Origin of the sequence: Rubricella aquisinus, assembly GCF_014199445.1 — a bacterium.
Lineage (GTDB): Bacteria > Pseudomonadota > Alphaproteobacteria > Rhodobacterales > Rhodobacteraceae > Rubricella > Rubricella aquisinus.
Window position 1 is genome coordinate 39,162 of the sequence record NZ_JACIJS010000008.1, and the last position, 24,218, is coordinate 63,379.

At 63.0% G+C, this 24,218-nt stretch carries 21 protein-coding genes; 9 read left to right on the forward strand and 12 right to left on the reverse strand.

Annotated elements, in window-relative coordinates; translation table 11 throughout:
* Nucleotides 1–4 precede the first annotated feature (4 nt).
* On the forward strand, nucleotides 5–781 hold the full coding sequence (locus FHS89_RS13410; RefSeq protein ID WP_184012506.1) for an SseB family protein: 777 nt from the start codon (nucleotides 5–7) through the stop codon (nucleotides 779–781).
* 411 nt (nucleotides 782–1,192) lie between these two features.
* Here FHS89_RS13410 and FHS89_RS13415 read toward each other — a convergent pair whose 3' ends face one another.
* Nucleotides 1,193–3,034: an ABC transporter ATP-binding protein gene (locus FHS89_RS13415; RefSeq protein ID WP_184012508.1), complete on the reverse strand. Its 1,842-nt coding sequence runs from the start codon at nucleotides 3,032–3,034 to the stop codon at nucleotides 1,193–1,195.
* A gap of 189 nt (nucleotides 3,035–3,223) precedes the next feature.
* On the opposite strand from FHS89_RS13415, the gene hemF reads away from it, so the two are divergent.
* The 7 genes from hemF to FHS89_RS16325 all read left to right on the forward strand — a co-directional run bounded on the left by hemF (nucleotide 3,224) and on the right by FHS89_RS16325 (nucleotide 9,249).
* Complete coding sequence (hemF, locus tag FHS89_RS13420; protein ID WP_184012510.1) at nucleotides 3,224–4,117, forward strand: oxygen-dependent coproporphyrinogen oxidase; 894 nt, start codon at nucleotides 3,224–3,226, stop codon at nucleotides 4,115–4,117.
* A gap of 206 nt (nucleotides 4,118–4,323) precedes the next feature.
* Nucleotides 4,324–4,872 carry a pyridoxamine 5'-phosphate oxidase family protein gene (locus tag FHS89_RS13425; protein WP_184012512.1) on the forward strand — a complete coding sequence of 183 codons (549 nt, stop codon included), beginning with the start codon at nucleotides 4,324–4,326 and terminating at the stop codon, nucleotides 4,870–4,872.
* Entirely contained in the window at nucleotides 4,869–5,441 is a 573-nt protein-coding gene (locus FHS89_RS13430; protein ID WP_184012514.1) for a hypothetical protein, read from the forward strand. The genes FHS89_RS13425 and FHS89_RS13430 overlap by 4 nt, the downstream gene beginning before the upstream one ends.
* A 73-nt stretch (nucleotides 5,442–5,514) precedes the next feature.
* The gene (locus FHS89_RS13435) at nucleotides 5,515–5,946 is read left to right on the forward strand and encodes a hypothetical protein (RefSeq protein ID WP_184012516.1); all 432 of its coding nucleotides are present in this window, start codon (nucleotides 5,515–5,517) and stop codon (nucleotides 5,944–5,946) included.
* Between the two features lie 64 nt (nucleotides 5,947–6,010).
* Complete coding sequence (locus tag FHS89_RS13440) at nucleotides 6,011–6,718, forward strand: TlyA family RNA methyltransferase (protein WP_184012518.1); 708 nt, start codon at nucleotides 6,011–6,013, stop codon at nucleotides 6,716–6,718.
* 150 nt (nucleotides 6,719–6,868) lie between these two features.
* Complete coding sequence (locus tag FHS89_RS13445; RefSeq protein WP_184012520.1) at nucleotides 6,869–7,711, forward strand: hypothetical protein; 843 nt, start codon at nucleotides 6,869–6,871, stop codon at nucleotides 7,709–7,711.
* On the forward strand, nucleotides 7,708–9,249 hold the full coding sequence (locus FHS89_RS16325; RefSeq protein WP_246413900.1) for a hypothetical protein: 1,542 nt from the start codon (nucleotides 7,708–7,710) through the stop codon (nucleotides 9,247–9,249). The genes FHS89_RS13445 and FHS89_RS16325 overlap by 4 nt, the downstream gene beginning before the upstream one ends.
* Here FHS89_RS16325 and FHS89_RS13455 read toward each other — a convergent pair.
* The 8 genes from FHS89_RS13455 to FHS89_RS13490 all read right to left on the reverse strand — a co-directional run bounded on the left by FHS89_RS13455 (nucleotide 9,246) and on the right by FHS89_RS13490 (nucleotide 18,948).
* Entirely contained in the window at nucleotides 9,246–10,406 is a 1,161-nt protein-coding gene (locus tag FHS89_RS13455) for a TIGR03862 family flavoprotein (RefSeq protein ID WP_184012522.1), read from the reverse strand. The genes FHS89_RS16325 and FHS89_RS13455 overlap by 4 nt on opposite strands.
* A 29-nt stretch (nucleotides 10,407–10,435) precedes the next feature.
* Entirely contained in the window at nucleotides 10,436–11,752 is a 1,317-nt protein-coding gene (locus tag FHS89_RS13460; RefSeq protein WP_184012524.1) for a tetratricopeptide repeat protein, read from the reverse strand.
* Between the two features lie 79 nt (nucleotides 11,753–11,831).
* Nucleotides 11,832–12,911, reverse strand: a complete 1,080-nt coding sequence (locus FHS89_RS13465; protein WP_184012526.1) for a HupA family protein — start codon at nucleotides 12,909–12,911, stop codon at nucleotides 11,832–11,834.
* Nucleotides 12,912–13,006: 95 nt separating this feature from the next.
* A complete protein-coding gene (locus FHS89_RS13470; protein ID WP_184012528.1) occupies nucleotides 13,007–14,221 on the reverse strand; it encodes an acyl-CoA dehydrogenase in 1,215 nt (404 codons plus the stop codon).
* Nucleotides 14,221–15,096 (reverse strand): 3-hydroxyisobutyrate dehydrogenase, encoded by an 876-nt coding sequence (gene mmsB, locus FHS89_RS13475; protein WP_184012530.1) that lies wholly within the window; start codon nucleotides 15,094–15,096, stop codon nucleotides 14,221–14,223. Before mmsB ends, FHS89_RS13470 begins: the two co-directional genes overlap by 1 nt.
* A 19-nt stretch (nucleotides 15,097–15,115) precedes the next feature.
* Complete coding sequence (locus FHS89_RS13480) at nucleotides 15,116–16,144, reverse strand: enoyl-CoA hydratase/isomerase family protein (RefSeq protein WP_184012532.1); 1,029 nt, start codon at nucleotides 16,142–16,144, stop codon at nucleotides 15,116–15,118.
* Nucleotides 16,145–16,200: 56 nt separating this feature from the next.
* Nucleotides 16,201–17,346, reverse strand: coding sequence for an acyl-CoA dehydrogenase family protein (locus FHS89_RS13485; RefSeq protein ID WP_184012534.1), 1,146 nt, complete (start codon nucleotides 17,344–17,346; stop codon nucleotides 16,201–16,203).
* Between the two features lie 102 nt (nucleotides 17,347–17,448).
* Nucleotides 17,449–18,948 carry a CoA-acylating methylmalonate-semialdehyde dehydrogenase gene (locus FHS89_RS13490; protein ID WP_184012536.1) on the reverse strand — a complete coding sequence of 500 codons (1,500 nt, stop codon included), beginning with the start codon at nucleotides 18,946–18,948 and terminating at the stop codon, nucleotides 17,449–17,451.
* Nucleotides 18,949–19,061: 113 nt separating this feature from the next.
* Between FHS89_RS13490 and FHS89_RS13495 the strand changes: the two genes are divergently transcribed.
* On the forward strand, nucleotides 19,062–19,943 hold the full coding sequence (locus tag FHS89_RS13495; RefSeq protein WP_184012694.1) for a LysR family transcriptional regulator: 882 nt from the start codon (nucleotides 19,062–19,064) through the stop codon (nucleotides 19,941–19,943).
* Between the two features lie 258 nt (nucleotides 19,944–20,201).
* Here the strand turns inward: FHS89_RS13495 and FHS89_RS13500 are convergent, their stop codons facing one another.
* The 3 genes from FHS89_RS13500 to tnpA all read right to left on the reverse strand — a co-directional run bounded on the left by FHS89_RS13500 (nucleotide 20,202) and on the right by tnpA (nucleotide 23,923).
* Nucleotides 20,202–21,626, reverse strand: a complete 1,425-nt coding sequence (locus tag FHS89_RS13500) for a calcium-binding protein (RefSeq protein ID WP_184012538.1) — start codon at nucleotides 21,624–21,626, stop codon at nucleotides 20,202–20,204.
* Nucleotides 21,627–21,803: 177 nt separating this feature from the next.
* The gene (locus tag FHS89_RS13505; protein WP_343051494.1) at nucleotides 21,804–23,351 is read right to left on the reverse strand and encodes a SulP family inorganic anion transporter; all 1,548 of its coding nucleotides are present in this window, start codon (nucleotides 23,349–23,351) and stop codon (nucleotides 21,804–21,806) included.
* Nucleotides 23,352–23,614: 263 nt separating this feature from the next.
* Nucleotides 23,615–23,923 (reverse strand): IS200/IS605 family transposase, encoded by a 309-nt coding sequence (gene tnpA, locus FHS89_RS13510; protein ID WP_184012542.1) that lies wholly within the window; start codon nucleotides 23,921–23,923, stop codon nucleotides 23,615–23,617.
* Between the last annotated feature and the right edge of the window lie 295 nt (nucleotides 23,924–24,218).

Consider the following 24,218-nt stretch of genomic DNA (forward strand, 5'->3'; position numbering starts at 1 on the left):
GCCCATGCAGACACCGATTGATATCGCCCTTCTCAAGATGACCGACGCGCCCGACGATGACGCCGCACGGCTCCAATTCTATGAGCGTGTGGCCGATGCGGAACTGTTCCTTGTGCTGGAAGAAGAGCCGGCGACCGACCGGATCGCGCCACTGGTGCTCGACACCAGCGAAGCGCGGTTGATCCTCGCCTTTGACAGCGAGGACCGGATGACGGCCTTCATGTCAAAGATCACGCCCTATGCGGCCCTGTCCGGGCGGCGGATCGCCACGATGCTCGCCGGTCAGGGGATCGGGCTGGCTCTGAACCTCGGCACGGAGGGCGAAACGGTGATCGCGCCCGACACAATCGACTGGATGCAAGAGGTGCTCCGGGATGTGGCGCAGGTGCATGAGAACCGGATCAGCGAAGTCTCCGCTCCCGGCGCGCTGCCCGAGGCGCTGCTGACAGCCCTCGACCGGAAGCTGGGGAATATGGCGGGCCTCGCGGAGGCGGCGCTGCTTGGCTCCGTGGCCTATGGGGACGGCTCGCGCAGCCACTTGTTGGCTTTTATCGGGACGGTGGAAGGCGCGCAGGACAGCATCGCCGATGCGGTCGGTGAGGCGCTGAGACTGTCGGGGATCGAGGCTGGGATGCTGGACGTGGCGTTCTTGCACCCGGATGCGCCGGTGGCCCGGAGCCTTGGGCGTGTGGCATTGCGCTTCGACCTACCACTCCCGCCAGAACCGGAGGTCAGTGCCCCCCCTGGCTCCAACCCGGATCAACCGCCCCGCTTGAAGTAAAGCGCTCCCGCCCGTCGTTCGGTCGCTAACGCTCCCTCCTCCCGTTGGGGTGAGGGCGAAAGACAAACGCTGCGGGGCAGCGTTTGCGCCCGAACGCGTGGAATGGAATGGAGCGCCGGGAAAGGCCGCCCGCTTGCGCGGGCGGGTGCCTCCGGCGGGGTATATTTGAAGAAAGTGAATTGGACTTGGTGTGGCAAAAGCAGCCCCCGCGATTCGGCCGTGGGTCAAGGTCCGAGGAACGAGCGGCCTTGACGCGCGGGCGAATCGTGACACCCAAAATTGAACGGGTGATTTGAGGAACACACCTGTTCCTCAAACACCTCATGACAGGCGAAGCCCCAGCGCCGAAGGCGCTGCCGGGCCAAACGGGAGGAGGGAGCGGCAGCGACCGAACGACGGGCGGGAGAGCACCTATTCCGCGGCGTCCACCCCGATGAAGCCGCCCGATTGGCGGTGCCAGAAAGAGGCGTAGAGACCGTTTTGCTCAAGAAGCGCGCCATGCGTTCCGTCCTCCACGATCCGCCCTTCATCCAGCACGATGATCCGATCGAGCGCTGCGATCGTTGACAGGCGGTGGGCAATTGCGATCACCGTTTTGTCGCGCATCATGTCGTTGAGCGCCTCTTGAATAGCGGCCTCGACTTCCGAATCGAGGGCGCTTGTCGCTTCATCCAGTACGAGGATCGGTGCGTCCTTCAGCACCACGCGGGACAGCGCGATGCGTTGGCGCTGCCCGCCAGAGAGCTTCACCCCGCGTTCACCGACCTGCGCGTCATAGCCGCGATTGCCGTTCCGGTCCTCCAGATCGAGGATGAAGTCATGGGCCTTGACCCGTCGCGCCGCTGCGATCATCCGCTCCTCGCTTGCGCTCGGGTCCGCATAAAGGATGTTGTCGCGCACGGTCCGGTGCAAAAGCGATGTGTCCTGCGTCACCATGCCGATGGCGCGGCGCAGGCTGTCCTGACTGACAGACGCGATATCCTGACCGTCGATCTCGATCCGCCCCTGTTCGGGATCGTGAAAGCGCAGGATCAGGTTCACGAGCGTGGATTTCCCCGCCCCCGACCGGCCCACAAGCCCGACGCGCTGGCCCGCAGGGATGTGAAGGCTCACGTCATTCAGCCCGCCCGATTGCCGCCCGTAATGGTGAGAGACGCCATTGATCCGGATCTCTCCCCCTGTGACGGCCAATGCGGGTGCTGCTTCCTGATCCAGAAGGTCGATGGGCTGGGCAATCGTCTCCATCCCCTCACGGATCACGCCAAGGTTCTGGAACAGGGACGACAACGCCCACATGATCCAGCCGGTCATCGCATTGAGCCGCAACACCAGTGCAGAGGCCGCCGCGACGATCCCGATGGTTGCCTCCCCGTTTTGCCACAACAGCAGCGACCAGCCGATCACGGACACCACCAGAAAACCGTTAACCAGCACCAGCCCCAGTTCCATCTGCGTCACGATCCGCATCTGACGGGCGAACGTGGCGCGCCCGGCCTCGATCGCCTCCTTGGCGAAGGCCTCCTCGGCTTCGGCATGGGAAAAGAGTTTCACCGTCTGGATATTGCTATACGCGTCCACGATCCGCCCGGTGATGGTGGAGCGCGCGTCCGAAAACGCCTTGCTCGCCTCCCCGACACGCGGGATCGCCCAGCGCATCAACAGCGCATAGGCCACCACCCAAATGGCAAGCGGGATCATCAGGCGCGGGTCGGTCCCGCCCAAAAGCACCATCGCACCGAGAAAATAGATGACCGAATAGACCAGCGCGTCAAACACCTGAAACGCGGCTTCGCCCATCGCGGGCGCGGTCTGCATCACCCGGTTCGCGATCCGGCCCGCAAAATCATTCTGGAACCAGCCGATAGACTGGCGCAGCACATGACGATGCGCCCGCCAGCGCACCAGCGTGCCGATATTGGGCATTAGCGCCTGGTTGAGGAACATCGCATCGACGATCTGCACAACCGGGCGGGCGAGCAGCACAAAAACGGTGATCAGCAGCAGTTCCGCCCCGTGGGCGGTGAAAAACGCCGCAGGCGTCGACCCTTCCAGCAGGTCCACCACACGGCCCGCGTAATGGATCAAACCAATCTCGACCAAAGCGACGCCCAGCGTGAACAGCGTCGCCCAAAACAGCACCCAGCGGAACGGTTTGAGATGCGCGAGCATGAACGGCCACAGCCGATCCGGCGGCGTATCCTGATCGGGATAGGCCGCGAACGGGTCAACCATGCGTTCAAAATACCGAAACATCCGGGGGCCTTTATCCTGATCTCACCCCCCTATGTGAGGCCATGGAGGCCAATTCTCAAGGCGGGGCGTGGACATAGCTTGGGCGCGAGGCCGGCACGCATGTCGGTTTTTTTGCCGATGCGCCCTCTAATCCCTCGTTTTCGCGAAAAACTCAGGCTAAAAAGCGTCAGGAATATCAAGGAGCAGCCTATGTCAGCCGAAATGGACACCCAGAAACAGCGCGCGTCGGATTGGTTCCGGCAGTTGCGGGATGACATTTGCGCCGCCTTTGAAAAACTCGAGGATGAGCAGACCAGCGGTCCTTTCGCGGATCTGGCGCCCGGGCGCTTTGAGCGGAAGAACACCCATCGCGACAGCGGCGACGGCTCTGACGCGGGCGGCGGGGAGATGTCCGTCATGCGCGGCGGGCGCTGTTTTGAGAAGGTTGGGGTGAATATCTCCACCGTCTATGGCGCGTTGGGCGACCGGGCACAGAAAAGCCTGACCGCGCGGCGTGAAATTCCGGGTTTGGACGCCGATCCCCGGTTCTGGGCTGCGGGCATCAGCCTTGTGGCACACATGCGCTCCCCCAAGGTGCCAGCGGTGCATATGAACACCCGCATGTTCTGGACACCCGGCGCATGGTGGTTTGGCGGTGGCAGTGACCTCAACCCGATGCGGGAGGTGGCGGAGGACACCGCGTTCTTCCATGAGCAACTGAAACTGGCTTGTGACAAACACAACCCAGACTACTACCCCCGCTATAAGGAATGGGCGGACGAGTATTTCATGATCAAACACTGGAAAGAGGCGCGCGGCGTTGGCGGCATTTTCTACGATGATCATTGCACCGACGATTGGGAGGCGGATTTCGCGTTTACCCAAGATGTCGGGCGGTCCTTCCTTGATGCTTATATTCCCATCGTGGAGAAGCGGATGTTCGAGGACTGGACCGACGCGGACCGGGACAACCAGTTGTTCCGGCGCGGTCGCTATGCCGAATTCAACCTCGTCTATGATCGTGGGACGATGTTCGGATTGCATACCGGGCATAACCCGGAGGCCGTGCTGATGTCGCTGCCACCGCTGGCAGCGTGGCCGTGATCCACGTTGTTTCGCCGAGCTAGGACCGCAAGCGCCATTTTACTCAGAACGCCTGCCCTCGTCTCTTTCTTGGACCGGAATCCAGCCGAAGGCGCCGGTCCAGCGGTCGCCCGCCCCCAGGCGACCGCTGGACCGGCTTGTATCACGGTATCTATCTCAAACCATTCGCCCCCGGTATGATCCCCTGAACAGCGAAAGGCACGACCATGGGCATCGGCACCAAACTCAACGGCACATTGCGCGGGTTCATCGAGCGCCAACAGATGTTTTTCGTCGCGACCGCCGCGCGGGACGGGCGGGTGAATGTCTCGCCCAAGGGGATGGACAGCCTGCGCATCCTGTCGGACACGCGCGTCATGTGGCTTAATGTCAGTGGCAGCGGCAATGAAACCGCCGGGCATCTGCGAGACGTGAACCGCATGACCCTGATGTTCTGCGCGTTTGAGGGCGATGCGCTGATCCTGCGGCTTTACGGCACCGCGCGCACGATCCATCCGCATGACGCGGATTGGGGCGAGATGCTCACCCATTTCCCGGCGATGGCGGGCAGCCGCAATATCTTTGATATGACGGTGGACCAGATCCAGACCTCTTGCGGCACGGGCGTGCCATTGATGGACTATCGCGCGCAACGGGGGCCGGACGAGCTCCTCCCTTATTTCGATGACATGGGGGAGGACGGCGTGCGCGCCTATTGGGCCAAGAAAAACACCCACACCATTGATGGCCAACCAACAGGACTGATCCCGGAATGAACATTGCTGTATTGGGCTGGGGCTCCCTCATTTGGGATCTGGGCGTGCTGACCCCGCATGTGACCGGAGAGTGGGCGATGCGGGCGGGGCCTGCGCTGCCGATGGAGTTTTCGCGCATCTCACCCAAGCGCAAGATGGGACTGGTCGTGTGCCTTGACCCGGCGGACGGGGTTTTGTGCCCGACCCATGCGATCCGGTCCGTGCGGCGGGATATCCTCGCGGCGGCGGAGGACCTCGCCACCCGGGAGATCGCGCCCTTTGAACGGATCGGCTTTGTCGCGGGGGACCAAGAACAGGGCCGCTTGCCGGAGGTCATCCGCCGGGTGCGCGATTGGTGCGCGGAGGCCGGATGGGACGGCGCGGTCTGGACCGATCTGGAGCCGAATTTCGCGGGCTATCGCGGGCAGGCCTTCACCGTTCCACGCGGGATCGACTACCTCAGCACCCTTTCGGGCGAAAGCATGGAGGAGGCGTTCCGCTATATCGAAGAAGCGCCCGAAACCACCCGCACGCCGCTGCGCGATGCGCTTGATACGGTCGATTGGTGGCGGGCGCGGCGCGGCGTTTGAGCCGCACCCGGTGGACTTGATGGAATCGGGTTTGGCCGCTTATCTTTGACGTGTAGGTCACGAACGGATTGCCATGTCTTTACCTTTCCTCCTGATTGTTTTGGCGCTTGGCCTTGCCGGGATTGTCCTGCTTGTCCGCCGCAGGGGCGGAGCGAAAGCAGCACCTCTGGCTGACGCCATGGGCGCACGCGCAGCATGGGGCGCGGCGTTTCCCGAATATCCGGCGCTCGGCATTATCCGCGCGGAAAGCGGGCAAGCGGCGCTCATTGATTTTGCGGGTGGGCGCGGGCTGATCTGGTCTGCGGGGGAGGGCACGGTGGCACGGGTGTTGCGGCCCGGCCTGTTGCGGACCTGCACCGCCAAAGCGCCCGGTCTGTGCCTGCGGCTCAACGACCCGGATGCGCCGATGGTAGAGTTGACGCTGACTGAGGGCGAGGCCCATCGCTGGCGTGATCTTCTGTCCCCCTACCTTGTTGGTGCCGATGTGATGGAGCCTTTGGTGTGACCCATGGCCGTCGCGGTGATGCGCTCATCCCTGAAAATTTGGGGTCTGTGAAAGCCTCCGGTCCATGAGGCTCGACAAGGCACTGGTGGAAGCGGGGCTTTGCGACAGCCGCGCGCGGGCCGCGCAACTCATTGCGGCGGGGGCCGTAACGGTGGATGGCGTCGTGGTGCGCAAAGCCTCTGCCGACGGGCGCGGGGTGCTGGCGCTGACCCATGATCCGATCCCATGGGTCAGCCGGGCCGCACTCAAGCTTGTCCATGCGCTTGACCTGTTTGATCTGGAGCCTGCGGGCGTGGCGATGGATGTGGGCGCGTCCACCGGCGGATTTACCGAAGTGTTGCTAAAGCGCGGGGCGGGGCAGGTATATGCCGTCGATGTGGGCCATGGGCAGTTGCATCCGCGCATCGCGGGCGACCTGCGGGTGGTCAATCTGGAAGGGGTGAACGCGCGCGCCCTGCCCGACGATCTGCCACCCCTTGATTGGATCGTGAGCGATGTGAGCTTCATTTCGCTGGAAAAGGCGCTGCCGGGCCCGATGTCCCTGGCCAAGGATGGCGCGGTTCTGGTCGCTCTCATCAAGCCGCAGTTCGAGGCGGGGCGGGAGCATGTGGGGAAAGGGGGGGTCGTGAAGGATACTGCGGTGCATGACGCGGTCCGCGCCCGGATCGCCGCCTTTTTGCGGCAAGAGGGCTGGACGGTGACCCATCAGGACGACAGCCCGATCACCGGGGCGGATGGCAACCGCGAATTCCTGATCGCGGCGCGGCGGTAAAGCGGCTCTCGGCTCGGTGCGCGGGGCGTTCGTTCCCCGGCCATACCAACCGCTCCACCATAAATTCGCCATCAACCCTGCCCATCTTGCGCAATCGACAATCGCGCCACCGGATGCTAGCGATTTCAAGGAGCTAGGAATGAGGCCAGCATGGCGTTGAGCACAATCGGGATGTTGTGGATGGACGGACCGTTCAGCTTCCTTGAGCAGCTTTGCGCGCAATCCTTCCTCGATCAGGGGCATAAGGTGGTGCTTTATACCTATGGCATCGTGCCCAATGCGCCCGAGGGGCTGGAAATCCGGGATGCCACCGAAATTCTGCCGCGCGACCGGATTTTCACCCATAAGGCTTCGGGCAGCCCGGCGCTGCATTCGGATCTTTTTCGGTATCGCTTGATGGTGGAACGGCCCGGCATGATCTGGGCCGATACGGATGCCTATTGCCTCAAACCCTTCATCCCCGTGGAGGGGCATTATTACAGCTGGGGTGTGGAGGGGCAGGTGTTTGGCGGCGTGCTTGCCCTGCCTGATCGCAGCGAGGCGCTTGCGCAACTTCTCGACTTTACCCGCGACGAATACCCGGTCCCGCCATGGTTCCGCCCCAAGCAGCGCAAGCAGCTTGCGCAGGCCGCAGCGACGGGCAATCCGGTGCATGTCAGCGAAATGCCATGGGGGGTGTGGGGGCCGCAGGCGCTCTCGCATTTCCTGCATGTCACGGGCGAGGATCGGTTCGCGATGCCCGTCAAGGTGCTCTACCCTTATCCCTATAACCAGCGGCAGATGCTGGTGCGCAAGCGGTTCTTCTATGATGATTTCGTGACGGAGGAGAGCACCTCGATCCATTTCTATGGCCGGTTCGTGCGCAAACGGCTCGGCCTGATTGGCGGGGTGCCAACCCCCGGCACTTTGTTGGACAAACTGGCGCGCAAACATGGTATTGACCCGGCAGCCGCCCCCGCCCCCATTGCAACAGAAGAAGGGCCAAGTGAATGACCCCTGAATACCAGATCGGCGCCCTGTGGATGGGTGGCAATCTCAGCTTTCTGGAGCAGCTTTGCCTGATCTCGTTCCGCGATGCGGGCCATCATGTGAAACTTTATACCTATGAGGAGGTGGGCAATATCCCCGACGGGATCGAGATTGCCGATGCCAACACGATCCAGCCGACCGAAAGCATCCTGCGCCACGCAAAAACCGGCAGCCCCGCGCCACAGGCAGACAAGTTCCGCTATCAGATGCTGGCGACAGAGGACCGGATCATCTGGGCCGATACCGATGCCTATTGCGTCAAACCGTTCGAGACACCGAATGGCCATTTCTACGGCTGGGAGAGTAAGACCCATATCAACAATGGCGTCGTCGGCCTGCCGCAGGACAGTGACACGCTGCGCGAGTTGATCGACTTCACCCATGTGGAATACCCGATCCCCGACTGGTTCCCGGAGGAGGAGAAAGCCCAGCTTCGCGCGGCGCATGAGGCCGGGGAGCCGGTGCATGTCAGCGAATTCTCATGGGGGTTGTGGGGGCCACAGGCGCTCACCCATTTCCTGCACAAGACGGGAGAGGTGAAATATGCGCTCCCCGTCCACGCGCTCTATCCCTTCTCGTTCAAGGAGCGGCGGTTGATGCTGCGCCGAGGCATCGACCTTGATCAGTATATCAAACCTGACACCTATTCGGTGCATTTCTATGGCCGCCGGATGCGCAAGCGGATCGTGGAAAAAGAAGGCGGTGCGCCCAAACGCTATTCCCTCATCGGAAAGCTGTTGCATCAGCACGGGGTGAACCCGGAGGACGCGCCCATCCCCTACACCCCGCCGCCCAGCGCGGACGCCCCGGTGAAGGAATACGCGCCGCTCGTCCCGTCTGACCGCTACGGGCGTGGGCTGTTGAACCTCACCGATATCGCAGACAAATACGCGCTCGATCAGGGCAACACCAAGCACCGCTTTACCGAGCTATACCACCTTTTGTTCCTGCCCTACCGCAACCGGGCGATCCAGTTTGCAGCCCTTGGCGTGTCCGAAGCCGCCGCAGGGGAGGAATTGCCCGCGATCCGCATGTGGCTTGAATACTTCACCAAGGCGCAGATCAGCGGCATTGATGTGGCCGATCATAGCGGCTTTACCGATGACCGGTTCCAGTTCAGCCAGGTGGATTTGGACGACCGCTCAGCGGTGGCGGAGATGGCGGCGGCCCAGCCCGCCCCCGATATCGTGCTGGATGATGCGACCCATGCCTCCCACCACCAGCAAATCGCGTTTGTGGAGATGTTCGCGCGGCTCAAACCGGGGGGCATGTACCTCATTGAGGATCTGCGCTGGCAGCCCTCAAATCTGGAGCGGGACGATTGGCCGAAAACGGCGGACCTGTTCCAAGGCTATCTTGAACGAGGCGCGTTTGCGCATCCCGACCCTGATATGGCAGAGGCACTTAATGCGCTGCGGGCCGATATCTCCGGCTGTTTCCTGCATCAGGCCCATTACCAGAAGAAAAACCGCGATCAGGTGCTGGTGGTGCACAAACGCTAAGCGAGGTAGCGCACCACCCCCTGCCCTGCCGCGCGGCCCGTCGCGAAACAGGCGGTCAGGAGATAGCCGCCCGTGGGCGCGTCCCAATCCAGCATTTCGCCCGCGCAAAACGTGCCGGGATGGGATTTCAGCATCAGATCGGGGGTAAGTGCCGCGGCGCGCACGCCCCCCGCCACTGAAATCGCCTCATCCATGGGCCGTGCGCCGGTGATGGCGACGGCGCAGGATTTGATCCGGGCGGCCAACGCCGCAGGATCGGCAGGCAGCGGCCCGGCCTCCCGCAAAAGGGCCGCGTGGATGCCCTCGACCTTCGCCGCTTTGCGCAGATGGGAGGTCATCGTGGCCTTTCCGCGTGGCCGCGCCAGTGCATCCGCCAGCACCTCAACGCTGCGATCCGGGGCAAGGTCCAGCACCAGCGGCGCCCCCGCATAGATCGCGCGGGACAGGGCATAGACCGCGCTCCCCTCAATGCCCGTTGCGGTGACCACGAATTCCCCCCGCACCACCTGTGCCCCCGCGTGAAGCGCCACCGCCTTCACCGGTTGGCCGGACCAACGCGCCATGTGGGGCGACCATGCCACGTCAAATCCCATATTCGACGGCTCAAACGGGTGCCGCGCGATCCCCGCCGCGTCAAACGGCGCGGTCCATGCGCCATCGGCACCCAGCCGCGCCCAGCTTGCCCCGCCGCAGGCGAACACGGTCGCGCGCGGGGTGATCCGCGCGGGCCCCTCCGGCGTGTCGAATAGGTGCGCGCCATCCTCCCAGCCGGTCCAGCGCCAGCGGGTGCGCGCCTCCACCCCCTGCGCCTGCAACCGGGCGAGCCATGCGCGCAACAGCGGGGAGCCCTTCATCGCGGTCGGAAACACCCGGCCTGAGGAGCCGGTGAACACCTCCTGCCCCAAGCCGCGCGCCCAGTCCTGCACCGCATCAGGGCCGAACGCTTCCAGATACGGGCGGAGCCACGCGCCACCGGGATAAGCATCGGCAAAGGCCGGATCATCCTTCGTCAGGTTCAGCCCCGATTTTCCTGCCATCAGGAATTTGCGCGTGAGGGACGGCTTCGCCTCCGCCACGACAACGGCAAGGCCCGCGGCGGACGCGACCTCCGCTGCTGACAGGCCCGCCGGGCCGCCCCCTATGATCAACACATCCATGCGCCCCGGCCTATCACCGGTTGCGCCGTTCAGAAAGCCCGCGTCAGCGTCAGATCCGCGCCGAACCGGCTGAACTGGTAGAAGGCGACGTTGCTGTCTTGCACGGTGCGGATCAGCGTGAGCCGGGGCGAAAGGCCAAAAAGGCTCAGGCGGCTGTCCTGCATGTTGAGCGATGCCTCCGTGTAGCGGTCCCAGCGGACCTCCCCCACACCGGGGAACAGCCCGTCATGGGCGCGCGTACCCGCCTTGATCTGCGCGCCAAGCGTCAGCGTGCCAAGAGGTGTGAAGGCCCCAATGCTCAGCGCACGCCCCGTATTGCCCGCCTGCGGGCGGTCATAGGCGCGGACCCGGTCCACCTCCGCCCCGAAGGACAGCCCGCGCCCGGCACCAAGGCTGCGGGTGAACCGGGCCTCCACACCATTGGTGCGGGTGGTGGCAAGCGGGTCTGTCAGGCTCGCCCGGCGCACCGATCCCAACTCGAAATCGCCAGACCAACGGGGGCCAAGGCTCCGGCGATGGGTGATCCGCCCGCCAAACGCCGTATCAAGCGGACGGCCCGCCTGAAGCCGCCTGTCGCCCAGCGCCTCAATCCGCCAGCGTCGTTCCTGTGGGCCGATTTGCACCCCGAACCGCAGATCACCGACAAACTGGTCAAATGCCGCCTGCTCATAATCCGTATGGGTCAATGACAGCGCGACATAGGGCTGCGCTGCGGCATCCACGGGCAGGGTATAAGTGCCGCTTGCATTGATGCGCAGACCCATGCCCGATGTCTGGCGGTTGCTTTGATTGATCGCGAAAGGTTGGCCAAAAACGGTGATCGTCTCTGCCCGAGTGCCGGAATTGATGTTGGTGGAGGGCGCGAGCGTGATCGCCCCGCGCAATTGCAACGGTGCCTCGGGGGAGATTGCGGCGATGAACTGCTCAAACCGCTGCCGGTCGGTCATGGTGGTGGCGGATTGCGCCAAGAGGCTCAGGTGGTGGCGCGCGGCCTCTACCTGCCCATCCTCGGCCAGCACTTCCGCCAGTTCTAACCGGACGCGGGCGAAATCCGGGCGCTCGGCAAGGATTTGCCGCAAAAGGGCAATGGCCTCTGCCCTGAACCCTTCGCCCCGAAAGAGGCGCGCTTGCAGAAAAGCCGCCTGAAAGCCCAACTCCCCCTCGCTGAAGCGCGATGCGCTCAGCAAGGTCTGCGCATCATAGGGGCGGCCCTGTTCGATCAGCGTATGAATGACGCTCAATTGCTGGCTTTGGGTTAAATCGGTGTAGGGGGTGGTGCCCTCCTCGGCCATCAGGCTCAAGGGACACAGCAACACCCCCAACACCACGCATAAACTGCGAAACATCTGCGATCTCCAGATGGTGGGGTAAAGCCCCGCACCCCGCGCGCACGCCACGCACCGGATGCAGGGCCCCCGGGGAGGGTTACTGTTTCACGCCGCCCAAAACGCCGGAGAAGACATAGTCGCGGTTGGCCCCGTTGATATTGGCCGTCCCCTCGATAAAGAGGCCCGCCGCCGCATTCTTGGCCGCATCCCCAAAGAAGCCGCCGACAACCTCGCTTGAGGCGACGTTGCCTACCGTGTTGCCTGCGTTGTCCACAAGCGCCGCTGTCCCGGTGAAGCCATTGCCCGCGATATTGGTCGTGATGTTCATGCCGGTGATCTGGTTGTTGAGGACCACGTTGTTCTGTGCGGCGGTGTTGCCGTTGAACGTCGCGCCAGTGATCCCCCCGGTCATGGTCCCGGCGGCGAAATCAGCGGTCATGCTGACCGTGCCATTGCGCAGGCCGATATCGCGGATCGTGCCGCCATCATTATAGCCGGACGTGCCGCCCTCAAAGAAGCCGGTATAGGTGGCCTGCCCTGCGGCGGGCATGTTCGCGGTCGCGTTGCCGATATACCCAACGCCATAGATCGCGGCATTGCCACCATTGGTGCCCGAGCGGTAGCGGATCGTTGTCACATCCGACAGCGACACCTGATTCTGGAACACGTTGTTCTGGAAATTGTTATAGACCCCAACAGCACTGACAGCGGCGTTGAGCGTCGTGACCTGCGGATCGCCATAATTGCCATTCTCGAAATACACGGTGCCCGTGGCATTGGCGATCGGGTTGATCACGCCACCCCCCTGAAGGTTTGCGCCCGGTGTGGCGGTGATCAGTGCTGCACGCTGCGCACCTTGGCCGCCAAGTTGACCGACAAAGGTGCGATCGGTTCCGTTCGGATCGGTCACCGCCTGCCCGGTCAGTGCGATGCCGCCCGCCGCCGATGTATCCGTGGACCGCACACCGCGCAGCGGCGTGGTGAAGGTGATCCCGTTCTGGCCGTTGGTCCCCGTCACCTGCGAAGCAAACTGCCGGGCGATCATGCGGCCGTTGACATTAACCGGCAGCGTTCCGGCAGCCGTCGTGCCACCTGCCGCCGTGGTTCCCCCGCTCGTCCCACAGGCCGTAAGAAAGGGAAGGCAGACAGCCATAATGGCCAGTGATTTCAAGTGCATCGTGTACTCCCGAATGCTGTCAAATTACTCGAGAGGATCGTCACGAATTCTAATGCTGCGCGCTTCACCCCCTAGGGTGAAACGCGGGTTTTATTTCAGAAAAACGCCTGAAGCCCGGTTTGCGCACGGCCCAAAATCAGCGCATGCACGTCATGCGTGCCTTCGTAGGTGTTCACAGTTTCAAGGTTCTGCGCGTGGCGCATGACATGGTATTCCGCCATGATCCCGTTGCCACCATGCATGTCGCGCGCGTGCCGCGCGATATCGAGCGCCTTGCCGCAATTGTTGCGCTTGATCAGCGAAATGATCTCAGGCGCGCAGGTGCCCGCATCCATCATCCGGCCCGCCTGCAAACTGCCCTGAAGGCCAAGGGCGATTTCGGTCTGCATATCCGCGAGCTTTTTCTGGAACAGTTGGGTCTGTGCGAGCGGGCGGTTGAACTGCCGCCGCTCCAGCCCGTAATCGCGCGCGCGGTGCCAGCAATCCTCCGCAGCACCCATCACACCCCAAGAGATGCCATAGCGCGCCCGGTTAAGGCAACCGAACGGCCCCTTGAGCCCCTCGACACCGGGCAACAGCGCGTCCTCTCCCACTTCGACACCATCCATCACGATCTCCCCCGTGATGGAGGCGCGCAGGGACAGTTTGCCGCCGATTTTGGGCGCGGACAGCCCCGCCATGCCCTTCTCCAGCACGAAACCGCGGATTTTGCCGTCATGGGCGTCGGATTTGGCCCAGATCACGAACACATCCGCGATGGGCGCGTTGGAAATCCACATCTTGGCCCCGGTGATGCGGTAGCCCGTCGCGGTTTTCTCAGCGCGGGTTTTCATGCCCGCAGGATCGGACCCGGCCTCAGGCTCTGTCAGGCCGAAACAGCCGATCAGCGTGCCCGCCGCCAAACCGGGCAGGTATTTCTGCCGCTGCTCCTCTGACCCATAGGCATGGATCGGATACATCACGAGCGAGGATTGCACGGACATCATGGAGCGATAGCCGCTGTCCACCCGCTCCACTTCCCGCGCGACGAGGCCGTAGGCCACATATCCCGCGCCAAGCCCGCCATACGCCTCTGGGATCGTGGCGCCCAAAAGGCCCATCTCCCCCATCTCCGCGAACACTTCAGGCGCGGTCGTCTCATTGAGATACGCGTCTGTCACGCGCGGGGCGAGGTTGGCTTGCGCATAGGTGCGCGCGCTTTCCGCGATCATCCGCTCTTCTTCGGACAACTGATCGGTCAGGCGGAACGGATCGGCCCAATCGAATGCAGCGAGGGAGGGGCCGTGGCCCTGATGGCTTCCGTCTGGCATCACATGTCCTTTCGGGTCATTTTGGCAAGAAGCGGCAAAACGGCAGAGAAATCCATTCCCTTACCATCCCCGCTGACAAACGCATCGTAGAACGCGGTCGCGTGCGCGCCAAGGGGGGTCGCGGCGTCAGCGGCTTCTGCGGCCTGTTGGCTGAGGCGCAAATCCTTGAGCATCAGTTCCGCCGCGAAACCGGGTTTGTAGTCATTATCCGCAGGCGATGTGGGGCCAACACCCGGTGCGGGGCAATAGGCGTTCATCGTCCATGAATAGCCCGAGGACGTGCTGACCACATCAAACATCTTTTGCCGATCAAGCCCCAGCTTATCGGCGAGGGCGAATGCCTCACAGGTGCCGATCATGGTGATGCCAAGGATCATGTTGTTGCAGATTTTGGCCGCCTGACCCGCGCCCGCGTCACCGCAATGCACCGCCTTTTGGCCCATGATGTCGAACAGGGGCACGGCCTTGGCGAACGCATCGTCTGAGCCGCCTGCCATGAATGTGAGCGTACCGCCCGCCGCACCGCCAATGCCGCCCGACACGGGCGCATCAACAAACAAAAGGCCCGCATCCGCCGCCTGATCCGCCACCGCGCGCGCGCTTTCCACATCCACGGTGGAGCAGTCGATCAGCACCGCACCGGGGGCCATCGCGGGGATCAGCTCAGCCGCGACCGCGCGCAGAATGTCGCCATTGGGCAGCATGGTGATCACGGCATCCGCACCTGCCGCGGCCTCTGGCCCGCTGGCGGCCACGGTACAGCCCTCTGCCGTGGTGCCTGCCACGTCGAACCCGGTTACGTCATGCCCGGCTGCGGCGAGGTTCTTCGCCATCGGCGCGCCCATATTGCCGAGGCCGATAAATCCGATTTTCATGTCTCTCTCCCCGTCTGCGTTATAAGTCTAACTCATCCGCCCCGAGCCGCATCAGCATCTGGGACACACGGTATTGCGGCAGCGCCTCCAGCGTGGGCGTGGCCCATTGCGGATTGCGGTCCTTGTCGATCACGGCGGCGCGCACGCCTTCCAAAAATTCGCCATGCTCCATGCAGCGGGCGGTGAAGCGGTATTCCAGCGCCAGCACCTCCTCGATCCGCGTCAGGGGGCGGGCGCGGTGGATCACTTCGACCGCGCAGGCGACGGAGAGGGGGCAATTGCGGCGGATCGCTTTCAGCGCCTTTTCGGTCCACTCGGTCGGTTCATGCTCCAAGAGGCGGACGATATCCATCGCCGTCTCCCCTGCGAAATACTGGTCGATCTGCGCCTGTTCTGCGGCAAGCGGGCTGTCGGGTTTGGGCGCGCTGAAATCCTCGATCACCGCGATATCCCCGGAAAGCAGTGCTGTTTTCAGCGGCTCCCACTGGTCAGGGGTGACATAGGTGTCGGCAAAGCCCGCATAGATTGCATCCCCCGGCCCCATTCGTGTCGCCGTGGTGCCAAGGTATTCGCCCAGCCGCCCCGGCCCGCAGGCAAGCAGCAGCGATCCGCCCACATCCGGGATCAGGCCGATGCCGCATTCGGGCATGGCGACCTGCGTGCTGTCCGTCACGATCCGGTGCGAGCCGAGCGCAGAAATCCCCACGCCACCGCCCATGACAAAGCCATGCATGAACGCAACGAAAGGTTTGGGGTAATTCCAGATGAGCGCATTGAGGCGATATTCATCGGACCAGAACGTCTTGCCATAGCTGAAATCACCCGCCCGGCCCGTGTCATAAAGGTGCTGAATGTCGCCGCCCGCGCAGAACGCGCGCTCTCCCACCGCGTCGATCATCACAAGCTTCACTGCCGGGTCCGTTGCCCACTCGCGTAGCTGTGTCTCGATCCTGAGCGCTTGTTCATGGGTCAGCGCATTGAGCGCATCGGGGCGGTTCAGGGTGATCCGGCCCGCATGGCCTTCGATACGGAGGTTGAGGTCAGTCATTCATAGTGCTCCAAACAATAGGCCAGCGCCCATCCCGGCAGAATAGCACGGCACGCTCACCCATTCCCCCGATCACTCAGCAATTTGCGCGCGATGATGACGCGCATGATCTCATTCGTGCCTTCGAGGATCTGGTGCACGCGCAGGTCGCGCACCACCTTTTCGATCCCGTAATCGGCAAGGTAGCCATAACCGCCATGAAGTTGCAGGCAGCCATTTGCCACATCGAACGCGCGGTCCGTCACCAGCCGCTTGGCCATCGCGCAGAACTGGGTCGCATCAAGGGATTTCTGGTCGAGCTTCCATGCCGCCTGGTGCAGAAAGATGCGGGCCGATTGCATGTCCGTCTCCATATCGGCAAGGCGGAATTGCAGCGCCTGAAACTGGTCAATCGCGGTGCCGAAGGCTTTGCGTTCTCCCATATAGGTCAGCGTGCGCGTCAGCGCGCCTTGCGCGCCCCCAAGCGAACAGGCCGCGATGTTGAGCCGCCCGCCATCAAGCCCCGCCATGGCGTATTTGAAACCGTCGCCCTCCGTCCCGATCAGGTAGCGCGCGGGCACGCGGCATCCGTCGAACTGGACCTGCGCGGTGGGCTGCGCTTTCCATCCCATCTTGCGCTCTTGCCCGCCAAAGCTGAGGCCCGGCGCGTCCTTCGGCACAAGGATGGTGGAGATGCCTTTCGGCCCCTCCCCGCCCGTGCGGCACATCACGACATACCAGTCGGAATAATCCCCGCCGGAGATGAACGCCTTGGTTCCATCAAGGACATATTCGTCCCCATCGCGCACCGCGCGGGTTTTGAGCGCTGCGGCGTCCGATCCGCTGCCCGGCTCCGTCAGGCAATAGCTTGCGATCGTGTCAAAGGAGGCAAGACCCGGCAGCACCTCCGCCTTGAGGTCATCACTGCCCCAGCGGTCGATCATCCAGACACACATATTGTGGATAGAGATAAAAGCCGCGACGCTGGGATCACCGAGCGACAACCCCTCAAAGATCAGCGCGGCATCAAGGCGGCCAAGCCCGGTGCCGTATTCCTCCCCGGCATAGATCGCGCCCATGCCCAGCGCGCCGACCTCAGACAAAAGATCACGGGGAATGCCCGTCTCCTCCATCCCGTCGGCCATGGGGGCGAGCCTGTCGCGCCCGAAATCGGCGGCCATGTCGCGGATGGCCTCCTGCTCGTCACTCAGTGCGAAATCCATCATGCTCTCCTCACGCTGGTCCGGCAGAGGCCGGAACCTCCACCGGGATTGCTGCGGTGTCAGAGGCTCCGGCCTGCGCCGGAGCAGCGGCCAAAGGTGGGCTTACTTCATCACCGGGATGGAGAATTCGGCCCCATCCTTGATCCCCGACGGCCAGCGGGACGTCACCGTCTTGGTCTTGGTATAGAAGCGGAACGCGTCCGGCCCGTGCTGATTGAGATCGCCAAAGGCCGATTTCTTCCACCCGCCGAAGGTGTGATAGGCAAGCGGCACCGGGATCGGCACGTTGATCCCGACCATGCCGACATTCACTCGGTTGGCAAAATCACGCGCCGCGTCCCCGTCACGGGTGAAGATCGCGGTGCCGTTGCCATACTCATGATCCATTGCATAGCCGAGCGCCTCCTCATAAGTTTGCGCGCGCACGGTGGACAGGACAGGGCCAAAGATTTCCTGTGTGTAGATGTCCATATCGGTGGTCACATTGTCGAACAGGCACGGCCCGACATAGAACCCCTCCTCATAACCTTGCAGTTTGAAATCGCGACCATCGACGACGAGCTTTGCGCCCTCTTCGACCCCGCGATCAATCAGGCCGCGCACGCGACGCTCCGCATCGCCCGTCACAAGCGGGCCGTAATCCACATCATCGCCTGCGGTATAGGGGCCGACCTTGAGCGCCTCCACTTTCGGGATCAGCTTTTCGATCAGGCGGTCGGCGGTCTCATCCCCCACCGGCACGGCGACGGAAATGGCCATGCACCGCTCCCCGGCAGCGCCGTAGCCTGCCCCGATCAGCGCGTCTGCCGCCTGATCCAGATCGGCATCGGGCATGATGATCATGTGGTTTTTCGCGCCACCAAAGCACTGCACGCGCTTGCCGTTGGCACAGCCCCGCTCATAAATATAGGCGGCAATCGGGGTGGAGCCGACGAAACCGACCCCGGAGATATCCTCGTGATCGAGGATCGCATCGACCGATTCCTTGTCCCCATTCACGACCTGAAGGATGCCATCGGGCAGCCCGGCTTCCTGCATCAATTCAGCCAGCATCAGCGGTACGGACGGATCCCGCTCCGACGGTTTGAGGATAAAGGCATTGCCGCACACGATCGCCGGGCAGAATTTCCACATCGGGATCATCGCGGGGAAGTTGAACGGGGTGATCCCCGCCGCGATGCCTACGGGCTGCTTCATCGAATAGATGTCGATGCCCGGCCCCGCGCCATCGGTGTATTCCCCTTTGAGAAGATGCGGCGCGCCGATGCAGAATTCCGCGACCTCAAGGCCACGGATCACGTCGCCCTTCGCATCGGGGATCGTCTTTCCATGCTCACGCGAAAGCGCCTCTGCGAGTTTGTCCATATCCCGGTGCAACAGGCGGACGAATTCCATCAGCACCCGCGCGCGGCGCTGCGGGTTGGTCGCGGCCCATGCGGGCTGCGCGGCCTTCGCGCCAGCGACGGCTGCGTCCATCTCCGCAGCATTGGCGAGCGGCACTTGCGCCTGCACCTCCCCGGTTGCGGGGTTGTAGACATCCGCGAACCGGCCGGAAGTGCCCGCAACGCGCTTGCCGTCGATGAAATGCCAAAGCTGTTCCATGGAATGGTCTCCTCAACCTGAATTATGTTTGGCCGCATCCTACCCTTGCGCATTTGCAGAGTGGAGAGGTAATTTGCCAAAGTAATCCTGCATTTTTGCAAAGTGGAATGGCGATGCGCTGGGATGATCTGAGGGTGTTTCTGGAGGTCGCGCGGCAGGGTCAGCTTTTGTCCGCCGCACGCGCGCTTGGCATGGATGCGGCCACGGTCGGTCGGCGGATTGCGGCGCTGGAACAGGCGCTGGACGCAAAGCTGTTTGACCGCTCCCCCAAGGGCTATGCGCTGACGGAGGCCGGGCGGCGCCTGCTTGATCCGGCGAGCCATATGCAGACCGCCGCCCTGCGCGCCGGGCAATCCGTCGGCGGCAGTGATGAGCAATTGTCGGGCACGGTGCGGATCGGTGCGCCCGAAGGGGTCGCGACCTATATCCTTGCACAGGCCTGCGCCCGATTGGCGGAGAGCAATCCTGACCTGCGGATCGAATTGGTCGCCCTGCCGCGCGTGTTCTCCCTCAGCCAGCGGGAGGCGGATTTGGCCGTTTCCGTTTCGCCACCCAATGCGGGGCGGTTGCGGGTGCAGCGTGTGGCGGATTACGGATTGCACCTTTATGCCACGCCGGAGATTGCGGCCCGCATCCGCACCCTTGATGATCTGCGGCACGAGCGGATGGTCGGCTATATCTCTGACATGATTTTCGACAAGGAGTTGGACTATCTGCCGCTGATCGCGCCCGATCTGGTGCCGCAACTGACCTCAACCTCCATCGCCGTGCAGCAACGATGGGCGCTCGCGGGGGCGGGAGTTGGTGTTTTGCATGATTTTGCCGTGCGGGACGAGGCGCGGCTGGTGCGCGTGCTGCCCGAGCAGGTGAGCTTTACCCGCTCATTCTATCTGATCCGGCATGAGGACAATCTGCGGGTCCATCGGATCAGTCGTGCGGCGGATATCCTGACAGAAACCATTCGGCGGGAACTTCGCGGGAGGGACAGACTCTGAAGTGTTGGCCTGCTCGGTATGGGCCACCCATCCCAGCCTCACGCAGGGACCAACACTTCAGGGACGACTTTGTCGTGACGGGCTTTGCCCATCCTGTCCTGAACCGTTGGCACCTCCTGTGCCGGTTCGATTGGGCGACGCGGCCTCGCTTTATCCCACCTCGCGCCTCGCCCGATGCTGTTACAACGAGCCGTGTTTCAGATTGGTTCCGCGGTCCCGAATGAAAACGCAGCGCATGGTTAGCATCTGCTTAACGCGCTAGAAGAGGAAATCATCCGCGCCCCAATCCTCCAGCCGCAGCCGCTTGCCATCCCAACTGTCCACCACGAGCTTTTCTGCACCGATAAAGATATTCGCGCCGTCCCGGTTGGGCCGAATGTCGAGCGCGTCAAACCCGGCCAGCCCGTAATCGCGCAGGTCGATCCGGTCCAGCCCATCCTGAAAATCGGTGATCCGGTCCGTGGCATTGTCGCGATGAAAAATGAATGTATCGACCCCGTCACCGCCGGTCAGAATGTCCCGCGCGCGCCCATCGGTGAGGAAATCATCGCCCGCGCCCCCTTCAAGCACATCTCGCCCACCGCGCCCGTCGATCACATCGTTTTGCGCCCCGCCGGTGATCGTGTCTGGCGCGCGGTCCCCGACAAGCCGCGCATGAACCGGGCTGAGTTCCAACGTATAGACGCTCACCGCGCCTTCCACACGGTCAGTGACGGCGATGCGCAGCACCTCCCCCGGCATCAGCGCAATGGCGGACGGATCGGTGAGCGCAGTATCGTGGTCGTCCCAGATCACATCAAGCAGCGACAGACCCCCATCATGGTGCAATTCCAGAAGGGTCAGCCCATGATCCGCGCCCGCTGCCACCAAAACCGTGCGCCCGCCAATCACCGCCTGTTCCAGAACATCAATCCCGGCAAATCGCGTGTCGTGGGTGTCGGTCAGTGTTTCGCGATGCACCAGCCCGCCGCGCTCCCGCACCTCGAATACGCTGATCGTGTTGGAGCCGCTCGCGCCGACAATGACAAAATCCCGGCCATCGACCTCCGCCGTGGTCAAAACGGTGGGAAGCCACGCGGGAAAATCCCCACCCGGCGTTTCCACATCGCGCAAGCGCGCGTCGCCGTGATCCGTGACGTGATAGCTGACAATGCCACCATCCACGGCAGAAATGGCGAAGATCAGGGATTTGCGCGCGGTCTCCAGCGCGTCCAGCGCCACCACATCGCCAAGGGGCAAAAGCCCGCTATCCGCGATCCGGGCATGAAGGCCAAGCGCGGATCCGTCCCAGCGGTGCAGGGCAAGGCCGGATTGGCCGCTGGCCGCACTCACGACCCAATCGCCACCGATCGTGGCGGTGATCGCGGCCAGCCGCCCCTCGATCCCCATGTCGCGCAGCAGCGCGCCAGTGTCGATCAGCCCGGTGTCCCGCCCGAGGCTGACCTGCCCCAAACCGTCGACGCGCGTCAGCCCATCGACACCGCGCGCGAGCGGGTCCGCCGACCAGTCCGCATCCGCGATCTGCCCATCGGGCGACAGCGTGAGACGGCCAAAGCCTTCCTCCCCGCGTGAGGCGACCAGCAGGCTCAGCCCGCCGCCCGGTAATTCGGAAAACAACACACCCTCGGGCGCGGCGAGGAGCGTATCCTCACTGTCCCACAGGGTCCAAAGATGCGATAGCATCGGCCCACCCATTCGCTTCCCACGCGCGAATGGCCCTGCACGCACCCCTGCGCGCCAGCCCCCACCCGTGGCCATCATGCACCTCCCCAGGTGCACTTCGGCCAAATTGGCGCAGAGCCATTACCGGCGCGTTAACAGGCCGGACAGATTGCTTGGATGGTTAACAGGTGCTGTGGATCAATGACCGCCGCCCAGGCTCCCAGTCTTGACCGTGTAATTGACCGCGATGCCGTAATCCGGGTCATCGTCACTGTCCACGATAAGCTGACCGGCGCGGTTCAGCAGGCGGTGGCAATCATGGCTGAGATGGCGCAGTTGCAGCGCCTTTCCGGCGGTCTCATATTTCACCGCCAGCGCGTCAATGGCCTGCAAGGCAGACTGATCCGCAACACGGCTGTCCATGAAATCCACGATCACGAGAGAGGGATCATTTGCCGGATCAAAAATCTGGCTGAACCCTTCGGCTGACCCGAAAAAGAGCGGGCCCTCGATCTGATACACCTTGGCCCCTTCGGGCGTGGTGTAGCTTTTGGCGCGAATGCGCGTCGCGTTCTGCCACGCGTAAACAAGGGCTGAGACGATCACCCCCACGATAACGGCAATGGCAAGGTCGGTCAGGACCGTCACCACCGTGACCAACACGATAACAAAGGCATCCGCCTTAGGAATGCGGGTCATGATCCGCAGGGAGTTCCACGCAAATGTGCCGATCACGACCATGAACATCACGCCCACAAGGGCCGCGAGCGGGATCTGCTCAATCAGCGGCGACGCGACAAGGATGAAGGTCAGCAGGAACAGCGCGGCAGAAATGCCCGACAGGCGCGTCCGCCCGCCGGATTTCACGTTGATCATGGACTGGCCGATCATGGCACAGCCCCCCATGCCCCCGAAAAAGCCGGTGATGATGTTGGCGCCACCTTGGGCCATGCATTCCTGAGAGGCACCGCCCCGCTCCCCGGTGATCTCTCCCACAAGGTTGAGGGTCAACAGGCTCTCGATCAGGCCAATCGCGGCGAGGATGAGCGCGTAGGGCAGGATGATCTCCAGCGTCTCCAGTGTCAGCGGCACCATCGGGATATGGAACAGCGGCAGCCCCCCTTCGATGGACGCAAGATCACCGACACGCGGCACCGGGATGTCGAAAACGATCACGATGATCGCGACAATACCGATCCCGGCAAGCGGCGCCGGGATCGCCTTGGTCAACTTGGGCGCACCCCAGATGATCGCCATGGTCAGGCCAATAAGCGCCAGCATCGCATAGAGCGTCGTGCCGCTCATCCATTCCGGGCCGCCCTCGCCCGGCACCTTGAACTGGGTCAGCTGGGCCAGGAAAATCACGATGGCCAGCCCATTGACGAAGCCCAGCATCACTGGATGGGGAACCAGCCGCATGAACTTGCCGAGTTTGAAGATACCAGCGAGCACCTGAAAAATGCCCATCAGCACGACGGCGGCAAAAAGGTATTCCACACCATGCACCGAGACGAGCGACACCATCACCACGGCCAGCGCGCCAGTGGCACCCGAAATCATCCCCGGTCGCCCGCCGAAGACGGCTGTTACCAGCCCAACGATGAACGCCGCATATAGCCCAACAAGCGGGTGGACCCCCGCAACAAAAGCAAAGGCGACCGCTTCGGGCACAAGTGCCAGCGCGACGGTCAATCCGGCCAGCACTTCGATGCGGATGCGACCGGGGGAAAGCTTTGCGGAATTGATTGCATCGGAAAGGGGCTGCCCGCCGAGGGCGGCAAGCGTCGGCTTAATCACATCAGGCTCCATCGGGGAGAAGGTGGGGAGGGTTGCCCGCTAACTACACGCATGGTCTGTAATAGCAACCCCATGCAGGACGTCCCCGCCTGAGATGTTGCATTTCTGCAAGGGCGCGCTCCCGCACGTCGCTGACGCTCCCTTTGGGCCGGGCGCCGCGCCTTGCGGCGCGGCGGTGCCTCCGGCGGGGTATATTTGAAGAAAGTGAACCACTACCGACTGACGTCGGTAGCATCGGGGCTGTGCGCCGCAAGGTACTGAAGTATTAGGTCATTCGTGACATTCCCGCTGGTCGTGCAGAAATACCCGCGGGCCCAAAAATGCTTGCCCCAGTAGCGCTTCTTGAGCGCCGGGAACTCTTGCTGCAACCGCCGCGACGACCGCCTCTTGATCCGGCGCATCACATCCCGCGCGCGGACCCGAATGGCACCCTCCAGCACCTTGTAGCGATACTTGGTTGACCACACCACGTGATAGCGATGGTGGTACACGCCGTGAGCCTCGAAATCATAAGCGGTCATTGGTATCCTGGGGAAAAAGAGTCGCGCTGAAGCGCGGCTTCTTCGTCTAAAGACGAAGGCTTCAACCAAATAAGGAACAGTGAATTGGGACGAGCGGAGCAAGAGCAGCCCCCGCGATTCGGCCGTGGGTCAAGGTCCGAGGAACGAGCGGCCTTGACGCGCGGGCGAATCGTAAGCCCACAATCGGAAGCGTGATTTGAGGAACACTCCTGTTCCTCAAACGCTTCATGACAGGCGAAGCCCCAGCGCCGAAGGCGCTGCCGGGCCCAAGGGCTTTTGATGCATCTTTGATGCA

Excerpts from the sequence above, each read along its gene's own strand:
- FHS89_RS16325 (WP_246413900.1), top strand. The coding sequence starts at position 7,708 with ATGACCCCTGAATACCAGATCGGCGCCCTGTGGATGGGTGGCAATCTC.
- FHS89_RS13430 (WP_184012514.1), top strand. The coding sequence starts at position 4,869 with ATGAACATTGCTGTATTGGGCTGGGGCTCCCTCATTTGGGATCTGGGC.
- FHS89_RS13465 (WP_184012526.1), bottom strand. The coding sequence starts at position 12,911 with ATGCACTTGAAATCACTGGCCATTATGGCTGTCTGCCTTCCCTTTCTT.
- tnpA (WP_184012542.1), bottom strand. The coding sequence starts at position 23,923 with ATGACCGCTTATGATTTCGAGGCTCACGGCGTGTACCACCATCGCTAT.
- FHS89_RS13440 (WP_184012518.1), top strand. The coding sequence starts at position 6,011 with ATGAGGCTCGACAAGGCACTGGTGGAAGCGGGGCTTTGCGACAGCCGC.
- FHS89_RS13425 (WP_184012512.1), top strand. The coding sequence starts at position 4,324 with ATGGGCATCGGCACCAAACTCAACGGCACATTGCGCGGGTTCATCGAG.
- FHS89_RS13500 (WP_184012538.1), bottom strand. The coding sequence starts at position 21,626 with ATGCTATCGCATCTTTGGACCCTGTGGGACAGTGAGGATACGCTCCTC.
- FHS89_RS13490 (WP_184012536.1), bottom strand. The coding sequence starts at position 18,948 with ATGGAACAGCTTTGGCATTTCATCGACGGCAAGCGCGTTGCGGGCACT.
- FHS89_RS13415 (WP_184012508.1), bottom strand. The coding sequence starts at position 3,034 with ATGTTTCGGTATTTTGAACGCATGGTTGACCCGTTCGCGGCCTATCCC.
- FHS89_RS13445 (WP_184012520.1), top strand. The coding sequence starts at position 6,869 with ATGGCGTTGAGCACAATCGGGATGTTGTGGATGGACGGACCGTTCAGC.
- FHS89_RS13480 (WP_184012532.1), bottom strand. The coding sequence starts at position 16,144 with ATGACTGACCTCAACCTCCGTATCGAAGGCCATGCGGGCCGGATCACC.
- FHS89_RS13470 (WP_184012528.1), bottom strand. The coding sequence starts at position 14,221 with ATGCCAGACGGAAGCCATCAGGGCCACGGCCCCTCCCTCGCTGCATTC.
- FHS89_RS13410 (WP_184012506.1), top strand. The coding sequence starts at position 5 with ATGCAGACACCGATTGATATCGCCCTTCTCAAGATGACCGACGCGCCC.
- FHS89_RS13460 (WP_184012524.1), bottom strand. The coding sequence starts at position 11,752 with ATGTTTCGCAGTTTATGCGTGGTGTTGGGGGTGTTGCTGTGTCCCTTG.
- mmsB (WP_184012530.1), bottom strand. The coding sequence starts at position 15,096 with ATGAAAATCGGATTTATCGGCCTCGGCAATATGGGCGCGCCGATGGCG.
- hemF (WP_184012510.1), top strand. The coding sequence starts at position 3,224 with ATGTCAGCCGAAATGGACACCCAGAAACAGCGCGCGTCGGATTGGTTC.
- FHS89_RS13435 (WP_184012516.1), top strand. The coding sequence starts at position 5,515 with ATGTCTTTACCTTTCCTCCTGATTGTTTTGGCGCTTGGCCTTGCCGGG.
- FHS89_RS13455 (WP_184012522.1), bottom strand. The coding sequence starts at position 10,406 with ATGGATGTGTTGATCATAGGGGGCGGCCCGGCGGGCCTGTCAGCAGCG.
- FHS89_RS13485 (WP_184012534.1), bottom strand. The coding sequence starts at position 17,346 with ATGGATTTCGCACTGAGTGACGAGCAGGAGGCCATCCGCGACATGGCC.
- FHS89_RS13495 (WP_184012694.1), top strand. The coding sequence starts at position 19,062 with ATGCGCTGGGATGATCTGAGGGTGTTTCTGGAGGTCGCGCGGCAGGGT.